12 protein-coding genes and 1 pseudogene are annotated in these 13,419 nt (G+C 59.2%); 8 read left to right on the top strand and 5 right to left on the bottom strand.

Translation table 11 applies throughout. The features are described from left to right. Positions 1–16 precede the first annotated feature (16 nt). A complete protein-coding gene (locus ACXAH8_RS21990) occupies positions 17–199 on the bottom strand; it encodes a hypothetical protein (protein WP_170378170.1) in 183 nt (60 codons plus the stop codon). Between the two features lie 152 nt (positions 200–351). On the opposite strand from ACXAH8_RS21990, the gene ACXAH8_RS21985 reads away from it, so the two are divergent. After that, positions 352–1,398, top strand: coding sequence for a LacI family DNA-binding transcriptional regulator (locus ACXAH8_RS21985; RefSeq protein ID WP_475220657.1), 1,047 nt, complete (start codon positions 352–354; stop codon positions 1,396–1,398). Between the two features lie 92 nt (positions 1,399–1,490). On the opposite strand, the gene ACXAH8_RS21980 is transcribed toward ACXAH8_RS21985, so the two are convergent. From ACXAH8_RS21980 to ACXAH8_RS21965, 4 genes are read right to left on the bottom strand one after another with little or no spacing between them, the layout of a single operon-like run. After that, complete coding sequence (locus ACXAH8_RS21980; RefSeq protein ID WP_170378167.1) at positions 1,491–2,435, bottom strand: ABC transporter substrate-binding protein; 945 nt, start codon at positions 2,433–2,435, stop codon at positions 1,491–1,493. Positions 2,436–2,476: 41 nt separating this feature from the next. Next, positions 2,477–3,484: an ABC transporter permease gene (locus tag ACXAH8_RS21975; protein ID WP_419740786.1), complete on the bottom strand. Its 1,008-nt coding sequence runs from the start codon at positions 3,482–3,484 to the stop codon at positions 2,477–2,479. Beyond that, the gene (locus tag ACXAH8_RS21970; protein WP_475220656.1) at positions 3,484–5,007 is read right to left on the bottom strand and encodes a sugar ABC transporter ATP-binding protein; all 1,524 of its coding nucleotides are present in this window, start codon (positions 5,005–5,007) and stop codon (positions 3,484–3,486) included. The genes ACXAH8_RS21975 and ACXAH8_RS21970 overlap by 1 nt, the downstream gene beginning before the upstream one ends. Positions 5,008–5,048: 41 nt before the next feature. Beyond that, positions 5,049–6,602, bottom strand: coding sequence for a UxaA family hydrolase (locus tag ACXAH8_RS21965; protein ID WP_475220655.1), 1,554 nt, complete (start codon positions 6,600–6,602; stop codon positions 5,049–5,051). Positions 6,603–6,685: 83 nt separating this feature from the next. Here ACXAH8_RS21965 and ACXAH8_RS21960 point away from each other — a divergent pair, with 83 nt between their 5' ends. From ACXAH8_RS21960 to ACXAH8_RS21930, 7 genes and pseudogenes are all read left to right on the top strand, one after another. After that, the gene (locus ACXAH8_RS21960) at positions 6,686–7,423 is read left to right on the top strand and encodes a GntR family transcriptional regulator (RefSeq protein WP_475220654.1); all 738 of its coding nucleotides are present in this window, start codon (positions 6,686–6,688) and stop codon (positions 7,421–7,423) included. Further along, complete coding sequence (locus tag ACXAH8_RS21955) at positions 7,420–8,472, top strand: aldo/keto reductase (protein WP_475220653.1); 1,053 nt, start codon at positions 7,420–7,422, stop codon at positions 8,470–8,472. Before ACXAH8_RS21960 ends, ACXAH8_RS21955 begins: the two co-directional genes overlap by 4 nt. Continuing rightward, a complete protein-coding gene (locus ACXAH8_RS21950; RefSeq protein WP_475220652.1) occupies positions 8,462–8,890 on the top strand; it encodes an RbsD/FucU family protein in 429 nt (142 codons plus the stop codon). Before ACXAH8_RS21955 ends, ACXAH8_RS21950 begins: the two co-directional genes overlap by 11 nt. Continuing rightward, positions 8,887–9,717 (top strand): amidohydrolase family protein, encoded by an 831-nt coding sequence (locus ACXAH8_RS21945; protein WP_475220651.1) that lies wholly within the window; start codon positions 8,887–8,889, stop codon positions 9,715–9,717. The genes ACXAH8_RS21950 and ACXAH8_RS21945 overlap by 4 nt, the downstream gene beginning before the upstream one ends. Before the next feature lies 1 nt (position 9,718). After that, positions 9,719–10,831 (top strand): fumarylacetoacetate hydrolase family protein, encoded by a 1,113-nt coding sequence (locus ACXAH8_RS21940; RefSeq protein WP_475220650.1) that lies wholly within the window; start codon positions 9,719–9,721, stop codon positions 10,829–10,831. A gap of 12 nt (positions 10,832–10,843) precedes the next feature. Further along, positions 10,844–12,346: an aldehyde dehydrogenase (NADP(+)) gene (locus ACXAH8_RS21935; protein WP_475220649.1), complete on the top strand. Its 1,503-nt coding sequence runs from the start codon at positions 10,844–10,846 to the stop codon at positions 12,344–12,346. Between the two features lie 101 nt (positions 12,347–12,447). Next, a pseudogene (locus ACXAH8_RS21930) lies at positions 12,448–13,289 on the top strand (fumarylacetoacetate hydrolase family protein). The last annotated feature ends 130 nt before the right edge of the window (positions 13,290–13,419 follow it).

The following is a 13,419-nucleotide window of genomic DNA, read 5'->3' as shown; positions in this document are numbered from 1 at the left end:
CTATGGGTCATGTCATTTATTGTTTTTTTGATTTTGCAGCCGCCTCTTTCCTAAGCGTGACGACAACGAATGCGAGCGATGCCGCGAACAGCAACACCATCTCTCCGACGTCGCCCAGGAATTGGCCGTAGCCAAATGCGCCCGCGACGACGTTGATCAGGAACGCCAGAAAAAGCGCAATGGCCGCGAAAATGAACATTGCCAAATCCCCCCTTCTCCGATTCGAGGTCACTGTAAGCGCTTACATTTTGCATTGCAAGCGCTTACACTGTACCTAGAAGGACACCCTAGTTGACCCCGCATTCCGAAGGGCGCAAATGGAGCGCCAAAGCCACGAGTGTAGTTAGGTAGATGACGAAGGCACCATTTCCAGACGAGCCAAGCCGGGCGTCACCGACACTGGAAGACGTTGCGCAGCGTGCAGGCGTTTCCACGGCCACTGTTTCGAGGTGCCTCAACAATCCTAAGATGGTGTCCGAGAAAACCCGAGAACGGGTCCTCAGCGCAGTCAAAACACTTGGCTACACACCGAACTTCGGGGCTCAGGCCCTTGCCGCCAAACGCACCAGAACCTTTGGCGCAATTATACCGACGATGGAAAACGCCATCTTCGCACGTGGCCTCCAAGCTTTTCAGGAAGAACTTCAGAGGCATGGCATAACCCTCCTTGTCGCCAGCTCTTCATATAACCCTGAGCTTGAAGAAGAGCAGATCCGCAGCCTCGTGGCACGCGGTGCGGATGCGCTTTTACTGATAGGCTTTGACCGAACCCCACAGGTTTACGATTTCCTTAAGAAACAACGGATCCCGTGTGTGGTCGCCTGGGTATATGATCCTGACCAAACGCACCTGTCCATCGGGTTTGACAACCGAAGAGCCATGCGTGCACTGGCCGAACAGGTACTCGACCTGGGACATAGCACCATCGCCTTTGTCACGGCAGAGAGGGACGGCAACGACAGAGCTCGGTTGCGCTGTGAAGGCGTCGAGCAAGCGATGCTGTCTCGGAACCTAGATGTCGGCAACCTGCACGTCATCGAAACGCCCTACTCGATCGACAACGGAGCGCGCGCCCTTGAGGCGGCGATGGAATTGGACCCGAGGCCGACTGCGATCCTGTGCGGCAACGATGTTCTTGCCGCCGGTGCTCTCAGGCAGGCCCGGAAAATGGGCCTTGAAGTGCCGAGAGATGTGTCCATCACCGGGTTTGATGACATTGAAATAGCAGAGATCGTAACACCGACCCTGACGACGGTTCATGTTCCTCATCGAAACATGGGTAAAGGGGCCGCTCGTATGCTGGTCGCTTTGCGCAAAGGTGAGGATGCGGGGTCAAGTGTACAGCTCGAAGCCACGACAAAGATACGCGAGTCACTCGGGCCTGCACCCCAGGTCTAGGACCCATGGCCACTAGTTGGCGCGAGCTGCCTCTAGAGCATCCGGCCCACCCAGTTGGGGCAGGCCGAACGGTTCATCGTGAGTGAGTGGTCTTAGTCGTACAGAACGGCCGAGATTTTCGGGTCGTCGATGTTCGAGGCATCGTAGTAGTAGAAGCCCGTGTCGATGAGGCTCGGCACTTCTTCACCTTTCAGGGCCGAAACGGCAGCTTTGACGGTTTCATAGCCAATACCAACGGGGTTCTGCGTGATCGCCCCAGCCATCAGACCGCTTTTGATCGCGTCTTTCTGCGCCTTGCCGCTGTCATAGCCAATAATGACCAGACCTTCGGTGCCCAGTTCCTGAACGCCATTCACAACGCCGATAGCTGAGCCTTCGTTGGTGCCGAAGATACCATTCAGATCCGGGTTTGCCGTTAGAATTGCCTTGGTGACCTCGGTCGATTTCAGGTGATCGCCCTGACCGTATTGAACGGTAACGACTTCGATGTCCGGGTATTTCTCGGCGATACGGTTTACAAACCCGTCGCGGCGGTCGATCCCTGTACGGCTGGTCTGGTCATGTGCCACAACGGCGACCTTGCCTTTGCCGCCAATCTTCTCGGCCATCTTGTCCGCTGCCAGACCGGCCGCCGCAAGGTTATCCGTGGTTGCGGTCGAAAGCGGGATGTCGCTGTCGACGCCACTGTCAAAGGCGATGATTGGAATACCCTTGTCATTGGCCTGTTTCAGCAGCGGGATCGCCGCTTGGCTGTCCAGCGCGGCAAAGCCGATGGCTTTGGGATTATTGGCCAGGGCTGCTGCCAGCATGTCGATCTGACGGTCCACCATAGTTTCGTTGTCCGGGCCTTCGAAGGTGATGGTGACGTCAAACTCATCCGCTGCTTGCTCTGCGCCGGACTTCACCGCCTGCCAGAACTGGTGCTGGAAGCCTTTGGACACCAGCGGGATATAGATTTCTTCGGCAGCCGCCATCGAGGCGGGACCTGCCAGGGTTGCGGCACTCAGCGCCCCCAGAATGAAACGACGTGAAAACATGTTTTCTCCTCCACAGTTGGTCGTTTTCTATTTTGTTATTCTCAGCCGGATTTCTTGCGCCGTGCCATGTCGGCATAGACCGCCAGAATAATGATCGCGCCGGTGACAACGGTCTGCCACTCCTGCGCGACGGACAGGACCCGCAGCCCGTTGGTCAGCACCGCCATAATCAAGGCGCCGATCAATGTGCCAAGGATCGTGCCGCGACCGCCCGAGAGCGACGTGCCGCCGATGACAACCGCCGCAATAGCCTCCAGCTCATACCCAAGGCCCAAAGCAGGCTGGGCTGAGTTCAGGCGCGAGGCGATCAGGATGCCGCCGATGCCGCAGATCGCTCCGGCCAGTGCGTAGATGCGGATCTTCCACATATCGGTGTTGACGCCCGACAGGCGTACGGCCTCTTCGTTCGACCCCAACGCAAAAGTATAGCGGCCCAGAACGGTACGGCTCAGGATATACGAGGCAGCGATCGCAACGATGAACAAGATCAGCACGCCATTGGGGATGGGCAGCGCTGGGAAAACCTCTCCGATCAGCGACCCGCGCGAGATTTGGTCAAAGCCCGGCGTGTCGTTGAAGTAGATCGGTCGCGTCCCCGAGATCACCAGCGAGAGCCCCTTGAGGATCAGCATCATGCCGAGTGTGGCGATGAAGGGCGGGATTTTCATCTTGGCGACGAAGGTCCCCGAACACAGGCCACAGAACGCACCCGCCGCGATTGCGGCCGCGACACCCAATAGCAACGGCATGCCCAGATAGGTCAGCACCACCCCCGCGATCACCGCGCAAAAGGTCATCAACGTGCCCACCGACAGGTCGATCCCGCCGGTGATGATCACCAAAGTCGCAGCAACCGCCAGCACTCCGTTGACCGAGGTCGCCTGCAAAATCGCAATCATGTTCGAGGTTTGCATGAAGTTCGGCGATGCGATCGAAAAGCCGATCAGCAGCGCTACAAGGCTCGCGAAAGCCAGCATTTTCTGGTAGGCGCCGCTTTCCGACAACCCCCCAAGGGGCTTTTTCTTGTCGATATCCGTAGCTGTGGTCATTACATTGTCCCCGTTACCTGCATCGCCGCCGCCCGCTGCGTGGCGAGATGCATGATGTCTTCTTGTGTGGTGTCTTTTCCGCCGGGCAGAATGCCGGTCAGCCGGCCTTCGCACATCACGGCGATGCGGTGGCTGAGGCGCATGATCTCGGGCAATTCCGACGAGATCACGATGATCGTCTTGCCCTGCTCTGCCAGTTCCTCGAGCAATTTGTAGATTTCGGATTTTGCGCCCACGTCGATGCCCCGTGTGGGTTCATCGAAGATCAGGATATCGCAATCGCGCAGCAGCCATTTGGCGATGACAACCTTTTGCTGATTACCGCCGGACAACAGCCGAACCTCTTGCACATCTGATGGCGTCCGAATGCCCAGCTGCGCGATGTAGCCTTTGGCGGTGGTACTGATTTCACTGTCGTTCAGAACGCCGCCAGTGCTTGTAAAAAGATCCATCGAGGCCAGCGCGATATTGTCCCGGACATTCATCCCTGTGGCGAGGCCGAAATGCTTGCGGTCCTCAGATAGATAACCGATCCCGGCCTTCACCGCGTCGGTGGGCGATTTGATCGAAACCAACTGACCATGCACCCGAATTTCACCGGCATCTTTTGGGTCGGCACCAAAGATTGCCCGCGCGACCTCGGTCCGGCCAGCGCCCATCAATCCGGCAAATCCGAGTATCTCGCCTTTCTGAACCGAAAAGCTGACATCGTGTATCTCTTTGCTGCGGGTCAGGCCCGAAACCTGCAGCGCAACCTCAGCATCGCCCAGATCGGGAACGTCCAGAGGTTCCTCATTCACCTCGCGCCCCACCATCATTGCGATGATCTGGCTGATCGGGGTCTCTGCGGCCCCCACCGTGCCGACATATTCCCCGTCGCGCATGACCGTGACCCGGTCCGAGATCTGCTTCAGCTCATCCATTTTGTGGCTGATATAGACGATGCCCACACCTTCCGCCTTGAGGCGGCGGATGATCACGAACAGCTCGGCGATTTCGGCGTCGTTCAGGGCCGCGGTCGGCTCATCCATGATCAGAACTTTCGACCGGAAGGACAAAGCCTTGGCGATCTCGACCATCTGCTGTTTTGCAATGGTGAGGCTGCCGACCAGCGCCTTGGGGTCGAGGTTCAGGTTCATCGAGGCGAAGATCTCGGCCGTTTGCGCATTCAGCGCGGCTTCGTCCAGACGACCAAAGCTTTTGCGCGGTTCGCGTCCGATGAAGATATTCTGCGCGACGGTCAGGTCATTCATCAGGCTCAGTTCCTGATGGATGATGCCAATGCCCAGATCCTGCGCCTCGCGCGGGGTGGTTGGGCTAACGGATTTCCCCTCGATCACAAGATCGCCGCCGTCACGCTGATAGATCCCGGACAGGATCTTCATCAGCGTGCTTTTCCCGGCACCATTCTCGCCCATCAGCGCGTGAACTTCACCCGGAAACAGATCGAACTGCACGGATTTCAGCGCATGCACACCGGGAAAGTGCTTATCAATCCCCGTCATGTCGACCAGTTTCGTCATTTTTCCTCCCATTCTGCCCCTCTCCCCAAGGGCGGTGCGGCTTACATCACCGCGCCGATTTGCCAGGGAACGAACTCCACGCCCCCAAAGCCAAGTTCTTCACTTTTGGTTTTCTCGCCCGAGGCGACACGGATCAGAATTTCGAACAGCTCTTCGCCTTTGGCTTCGATGCTGACGCCATCGGTGACGATGTCGCCACAGTTCAGATCCATGTCGTCTGCCATCCGGGCATACATTTCCGAGCTGGTCGCCAATTTGATGCAGGGTGTTGGCTGATAACCCGACACCGAACCACGCCCGGTGGTGAACACGATCAGGTTCGCGCCTGAGGCCACCTGCCCTGTAACCGAGCATGGATCAAATCCGGGGCTGTCCATGAAGACGAACCCGTGTTTTTCCACCTTCTCGCCGAACTTATAAACATCGCGCAGCGGTGCCGTGCCGCCTTTGGCGACAGCGCCCAGCGATTTTTCCAGAATTGTCGTCAGCCCGCCGCGCTTGTTGCCGGGGCTTGGGTTGTTGTCCATCTCACCGCCATTGCGCTCGGTATAGTCTTCCCACCAGTGGATGCGCTCTATGAGCTTTTGGCCCACTTCGATGGTCTCGGCTCGGCGGGTCAAAAGATGCTCCGCCCCGTAGATTTCAGATGTCTCGGACAGGATCGTTGTTCCGCCATGGCGCACCAAAAGGTCCGATGCATAACCAAGGGCCGGATTGGCCGTGATCCCGGAATACCCGTCCGATCCACCGCATTGCATTCCAACCGTGATTGCACTGATGGGAGCGGGCGCGCGCTCAGCTTGATTGGCCAGTTCGGCTATCCCCCGCAGCTCATCCAAGCCACGTTCGATGGTGCGGCGCGTGCCGCCCTCGTTCTGGATGGTCATGTAGCGCGACGCGCCGTCTGACCGGATCGGGCGACCACCGACAAGGTCAGCGACCTGCATGACCTCGCAGCCCAGCCCGATCAGCAGGATACCCCCGAAGTTCGGGTGCTGCGCGTAACCGGCCAGTGTGCGGAACAAGGTGGCGTAGCCTTCGTCCTTGCCGGACATGCCGCAGCCCGTGCCATGCACAATCGGCACCACCCCATCGACATTGGGGAAATCATCCAGCAGCCCGGACTTTTCGGCCGCCTCTGCAATGAACCTTGCAACCGAGCCCGAGCAATTCACGCTGGTCAGGATGCCGATATAGTTGCGAGTCCCTACCCGGCCATCAGCACGGTGATACCCGTCAAACGTGCGATCCGCAGTCAGCGCGGGCAGCGGAGCATTGGCGCTGGCATGCGCATAGTCCTGTTGATGCGCGCCCATCCCCAGATTGTGGACATGGATGTGCTCACCCGGTGCGATGTCGCTTTTGGCCTGACCGATGATCTGGCCGTAACGGATCACGTTTTCGCCAGCCCGAATCGGCATCGTCGCAATCTTGTGCCCGCGGGCCACTTGCGAGGTCAGAGGTGTCGGCACATGTGACGGCTGCTCGCCCGCCTGCAAGTCACGCAGGGCAATAACAATATTGTCATCAGGGTTAAGCTGAACGACGTCCCGCGTCGCCTTTTCCAGAACATTTATGCCGTCGTGTGCTTGCATCACTTCCCCGCTTGCTTGGTCCATGTTGCTAAGTGGTAGATCTTCTCTTGTCAACTAACATGTTAGAATGTTAAAACCTGGCTATGAACAAGCTCCAAGATATTGATGCCTCTCTCCTGCCCGAGATTACGGTCACCGAAGGATCGCTGGCTCAGCGGGTTCACCACTCTTTGAAAACAGCGATTCTAGCGCTGGACTTTCCGCCAGGCGCGAACCTACGGAAGGCCCCGGTTTGCGAGCGTTTAGGCGTGTCACGCGCGCCTGTTGCGGACGCCATCGCCCGACTGGCATCTGAAGGTTTGGTGGATGTGGTCCCGCAATCGGGGACGCGCGTGTCCTATTTCTCGATGGATGAAATCCGCGAAGGTGCCTTTCTGCGCGAAGCACTCGAACTTGCAACCGTCGCCAAAGTGACGCGGGACCTGACCGAAGATCAGCGCAAACGTCTCAGCCGCAATATGCGCCTGCAAGAGCTTTTGATCGAAGATGACGATATTCCTGGCTTCTATCAGGCCGACGAAGAGTTTCACGGCATGCTGATGGACTTCACAGGCTTTCGCCGCCTCGCCAACGTGGCGCAGAACGTTTCCCTTCAAGTGAGCCGGGCGCGGATGCTGCTGTTGCCGACCCCCGGCCGGATTGCGGAAACGCTGGCAGAACACAAAGCCATTTTTGACGCAATTTGCAGCCGCGACGAACAGACCGCTCAGGACGCCATGCGCGCCCATTTGGGACAGCTGATGCCGCGCATCGAGGAACTCAGGCAGCAAAAACCCCACCTTTTCAACCTCACCCAACAGTCGCATAGCGAGGCAGGATGACCGTTTCACAGACAGAATTGCTCAATAACCGCACCGCGCGGCCCGTTCCCCTGACCCGGATGGGATTTGGCGGCGCCCCGCTGGGAAACCTGTACCGCAAAGTGTCGGATGAGGACGCGCAGGCCGCGCTTCAGGCCGCCTATGATGCGGGTATTCGTTTCTTTGACACCGCACCGCAATACGGGCTTGGACGGTCCGAGCGCCGCTTTGGCGAGGCGATTGCCCGCTTTGGACGCGAGAACATCCAGCTGTCCACCAAGATCGGGCGTCTGCTGCTGGATTGCGAACCCCATGAGGTCACGCCCGAGGCCTTCGTGGACGTTCCGCAAAAACGGATCGTGTTCGACTATACCTATGACGGCGTGATGCGCTCTTACGAAGCCAGCCGTGAGCGGGTCGGGGTCGCAAATACCGACATCCTTCTGGTGCATGACGTCTGCGTCTTCAGCCAGGGCAGTCAGGAAATGTCGGACGCCAAAGTGCGTGAGCTGTTCGACGGTGGCGGCTACAAGGCACTGGTTGAGCTGCGCGACGCCGGAGAGATTGCCGCCATCGGCGCAGGTGTTAACGAATGGCAGGTATGTGAAAAGCTGCTGGGCCTGGGTGATTTCGACGGTTTCCTGCTGGCCGGTCGCTATACGTTGCTTGAGCAAGAAGCATTGGACAGCTTCCTGCCCCTTTGTGAAAAGCGCGACGTGGGGATCATTCTGGGCGGGCCATACAACTCCGGCATCCTCGCAACCGGAGCCGTGCCGGGTGCAAAATACAACTACGCCGATGCGCCCGAGGAAATACTGGCGCGGGTTCGTAAGATCGAGGCCGTTTGCGCCGCGCATGACACCCCTCTGATCGCGGCGGCCCTGCAATTTGTTTTGGGCCATCCGTGCGTCAAAACAGTCGTGCCGGGCGCTGTCAGCGCAGCCGAGGTACAGTCCAACGTGGCCCTGCTAGAGCGGGAAGTGCCTCCGGGCCTCTGGTCTGATCTGCGCTCCGAGGGGCTGATCCGACCGGATGCACCGCTTCCGAGTGAGGCTGCTGATGCTGCGTAACATCGACCCCATTCTTTCGCCCGACCTGCTGCATGCGCTCAGAGCCATGGGACACGGTGATGAAATCGTGATCGCGGATGCGAATTTTCCCGGCACAAGCACCGGCTCTGAGTGTATCCGAGCGGATGGCTCAACCGCCAGTGAAGTGCTGCGGGCTGTGCTGTCCGTGATGCCTCTTGATACATTCGTGACCGACCCGGCCCTGACCATGCAGGTGGTCGGTGATCCGGACGCAATTCCCGAAGCCGTCGTCGATTTTCAGGACATCATCGACGCGACAGCGGACAACCCGGCCAAAGTACGGGGGCTTGAGCGGTTCGCATTCTACGAACGAGCGGCCTACGCATTTGCCATCGTCCAAACGGGTGAGCGCAGGCTCTATGGCAATATCATCCTGAAAAAGGGCGTTGTCGCATGAGGATTGACGCGCATCAGCACTTCTGGACCTTGGCGCGGGGGGACTATGGCTGGCTGACGCCTGACTTGGACGTGATCTACCGCGATTTTACCCCCAATGATCTGGCCCCGATGCTGAAAGACGCAGGCATTGAAGGCACCGTGCTGGTGCAGGCGGCACCGACAGTGGCCGAGACGGATTATATGCTGTCCCTGGCCGATGAGACCCCATTTATCAAAGGTGTTGTGGGTTGGGTCGATTTCGAAGCCTCGGATGCGCCTACCCAGATCGCTGCGTTGGATGCGCACCCGGCGCTGGTTGGGCTTCGTCCGATGATCCAGGACATTATCGACCCGCACTGGATGCTCGGCGACGCTCTGATTCCAGCCTTTGCTGAACTCACAGCGCGGGGACTGACGTTCGATGCATTGACCTTGCCGCAGCATTTGGGATCGCTCAGAAAACTGCTGGCTCGTCATCCGGACATGAAGGTTGTCATTGATCACGGCTCCAAGCCGCTGATCCGGGACGCAAAACTCGAGGGTTGGGCTGAGGATATGGCAGCGCTGGCCAGCGAGACCAAGGCATGGTGCAAACTGTCCGGTCTTGTCACCGAAGCGGCATCCGATTGGACCGTCGATGATCTGCGACCTTATGTGGACCACCTGCTGAATACCTTCGGCTCGTCCCGCCTGATCTGGGGCAGCGACTGGCCGGTTTGCACCTTGGCCAGCAGTTATGAACGCTGGCTGGAAACTACGGACCTTTTGCTGAGCCAACTCAGCAGCTCCGAACGAGATGCCGTCATGGGTGGCAACGCCGCGCGGGCCTATAACCTCAGGGATTGATATGACTCTACCAAATCTGGACTCCAACGGGCTGTGGCTCGGACGTATTGAGCGCGCTGGGATCGGCCCCTGCGTTGTGACCCTGCGAAATGGCCACGTGGTCGATATCACATCGAAAACTGCGCCAACCGTTCGGGATATTCTCGAGCGGGACGATGCAGCGGATTACGTCCGCAAAGCGCAAGGCGAAGACCTTGGCCCGTTTGACGCGGATCACCACTGGCTCGCGCCGTGCGACCTGCAAGCGGTCAAAGCTTGCGGCGTCACATTTGCCGGCTCAATGGTCGAGCGCGTAATTGAGGAGCAGGCCGCAGGCGACCCAGCCAAAGCTGATGCGATACGGTCTCGCATCGGGGAGCGGATCGGCGACAGCCTGTCCAATATCACGCCCGGCTCGGATGAGGCCGCAAAAGTCAAAGAGGCGCTGATCGATGAAGGGCTCTGGAGCCAATACCTCGAGGTCGGAATCGGACCGGATGCCGAGGTATTCTCCAAAGCGCAGGTTTTGTCTTCGGTCGGCTCGGATGCGGATATCGGGTTGCACCCGATTTCCACCTGGAACAACCCCGAACCTGAGGTGGTTGTGGCCGTAACCTCTCGCGGCGAAATCAAGGGCGCGACCTTGGGCAACGATGTGAACTTGCGCGATGTCGAGGGGCGCTCGGCCCTGTTGCTCAGCAAGGCCAAGGACAACAACGCCTCGTGCGCGATCGGGCCGATGATCCGGCTCTTCGACGATGGCTTCACCCTCGACGACGTGCGCAAGGCCGAGTTGACGCTGACTGTCACCGGGCCCGATGGGTTTGTTCTGAACGGCGCGTCTTCGATGTCCCAGATCAGCCGCGATCCGGCGGATCTTGTGAAACAGACCATTGGACGCCACCACCAATATCCGGACGGGCTGATGTTGTTTCTGGGCACGCTCTTTGCCCCAACCCAGGACCGCGACACGCCCGGAGGAGGCTTCACCCATAAACTTGGCGATATCGTCACCATCGCCAACAGCCAGCTTGGGGCACTGACAAACACGGTGCGCCTGTCCACGGAATGCCCTGAATGGACCTTCGGGGCCTCACATTTGATGCGAAACCTCGCCCAACGCGACCTGCTTTAAGAGAGAACCAACATGTTAACCGGAAAACACCTGATCGCTGGCGAATGGGTCGGCGCAGACGCCACTTTTGCATCGGAACCTGCCCATGGTCCCAGCCATGACTTTGCCGTTGGCACGCCCGCGTTGGTTGACCGTGCCGTAGACGCCGCCGAGGAGGCCTTTGCCTCATTCGGATGGTCAACCCGGGCCGAGCGGGCGGCCTTGCTGCGCAAAATTGCCGACGAGATTGACGCACGTGGCGATGCGATCACTGAAATCGGAACGCAAGAAACCGGCCTGCCCGAGGCCCGTTTGCAAGGCGAACGTGGCCGTACCGTCGGTCAGCTGCGTCTGTTCGCCGATTACATTGAGGCGGGCGACTATCTGGACATGCGCCACGATCCGGCGATGCCCGATCGCGCTCCCCTGCCCCGCCCCGACCTACGCATGATCCAGCGTCCTCTGGGACCTGTGGCTGTCTTCGGCGCGTCCAACTTCCCGCTGGCCTTCTCGGTCGCAGGGGGCGATACGGCTGCGGCTTTGGCCGCAGGCTGCCCCGTCGTGGTCAAGGGCCATTCGGCGCATCCGGGTACGGGTGAAATCGTCGCGCAGGCCATCGACGCTGCCATCAAGGCGACAGGCGTTCATCCCGGTGTGTTCTCATTGGTGCAAGGCGGTAAACGGGATGTGGGAACGCGTCTGGTGCAGCATCCTCTGATCCGGGCGGTTGGGTTTACCGGCAGCCTTGCTGGTGGCCGCGCCCTGTTCGATCTGTGCGCGCAACGAGATGAACCAATCCCGTTCTTCGGTGAGCTTGGCTCAGTCAATCCAATGTTCATCCTACCGCAAGCCACCGCCGCGCGCGGGGCTGAGATCGGGACCGGCTGGTCTGGCTCATTGACCATGGGAGCTGGGCAGTTCTGCACCAATCCCGGCATCGCGGTTATCATTGACGGCCCTGAGGCAGATGCATTCCAGTCCGCCGCCGAGGCGGGCCTGTCCGCCGTAGCCGAGCAAACCATGCTGACCGATGGCATCGCCGATGCCTACCGTCAGGGGGTTTCGCGTGTCGCAGCGGGCACCGGAGTCACCCAGATCATGGGTACCAGCTGCGCGACGCGTGATGCGGCCCCCTACTTGTTCACGGTGTCGGGTGATGACTGGCTGGCCAACCACAAACTGCAAGAAGAGGTCTTTGGCCCGCTCGGCATCGTTGTCCGCGTCCGCGACTCAGCTCAGATGCAGCAGATTGCGCGCGCTATCGAAGGCCAACTGACTTGCACCTTGCATTTGGACCCCAGCGATAAGTCCGACGCACAGGCGTTGCTGCCTCTGCTCGAGCGGAAAGCTGGGCGTCTGCTTGCCAACAGCTTCCCCACAGGGGTCGAGGTCTGCGACAGCATGGTTCATGGCGGTCCTTACCCGGCATCGACGAATTTCGGCGCGACATCGGTTGGCACTCTGTCGATACGTCGTTTCCTACGGCCGGTGTGCTACCAGGACATTCCCACTGATCTGCTTCCCGAGGATGTTTAACGCTGCGGGATGCCCCTTGCGAGCGATGTCAGCAGAAATACCGCGGAACAGCCGTAGCCCTTGACGGCGGCTGAACGATCCAATCAACGAAGGAACCTGATATGAAACTGCTCCGCTATGGCCCCAAAGGCGCCGAGAAACCCGGGCTTCTGGACGATGGCGGGGCGATCCGCGATCTCTCGGGCATCGTCAGTGACATCTCGGGCGAAGCGCTGGGCGATGAAACGCTTGCGAGGTTGCGGGCGCTGGATCCCGCCAGCTTGCCAACGGTCGAAGGCCCCCCCGTATCGGTGCTTGCGTCGGCCAAGTCGGCAAGTTCATTTGCATCGGTCTGAACTACGCAGATCATGCCGCCGAAAGCGGTATGGAACTGCCGCAAGAGCCGGTGATTTTCTTCAAAGCCACCTCGGCAATCATGGGCCCGGACGATACCGTCGAAATCCCGCGCGGCTCGGTCAAAACTGATTGGGAGGTCGAACTGGGCGTCGTCATCGGGAAAGAGGCCAAATATATCTCGGAAGAAGAAGCGTTGGACCACGTCGCGGGCTACTGCGTCGTCAACGATCTGTCCGAACGTGATTTTCAGCTACACCGCTCGGGCCAGTGGGTCAAAGGCAAATCGGCTGACACTTTCGGCCCCATCGGCCCATGGCTGGTGACACGGGATGAGATCTCGGACCCGCAAAATCTGGCGATGTATCTTGAGGTGAACGGGCATCGCTATCAGGACGGCTCGACCAGAACGATGCATTTCGGTGTTGCGATGGTGATCTCGCACCTGTCGCAATTTATGTCACTGCAACCGGGCGATGTGATCTCGACCGGGACGCCTCCCGGCGTTGGCATGGGGCAGAACCCGCAAACCTTTCTGAAGCCAAGCGACCGCATGGAGCTTGGAATCGAAGGATTGGGCGTACAACGGCAGAGTGTCGTCGCCGGATAACCGATAGCGCCGTTTCTATTAGACAGCACGGTATCAACGAAAAGCGCCGCCCTTTTGGGCGGCGCTTGGATTGTTTGTGTTTTGGTGGGTTTATTCTGCGGCCTGTGGTGCCTCGGCGTGTTTGTCACGC

The sequence above is a fragment of the Ruegeria sp. ABV3_008 genome, assembly GCF_056161185.1.
Note: the sequence above shows the minus strand (reverse complement) of the source record. Positions and strands in the feature narration are given on the sequence as shown.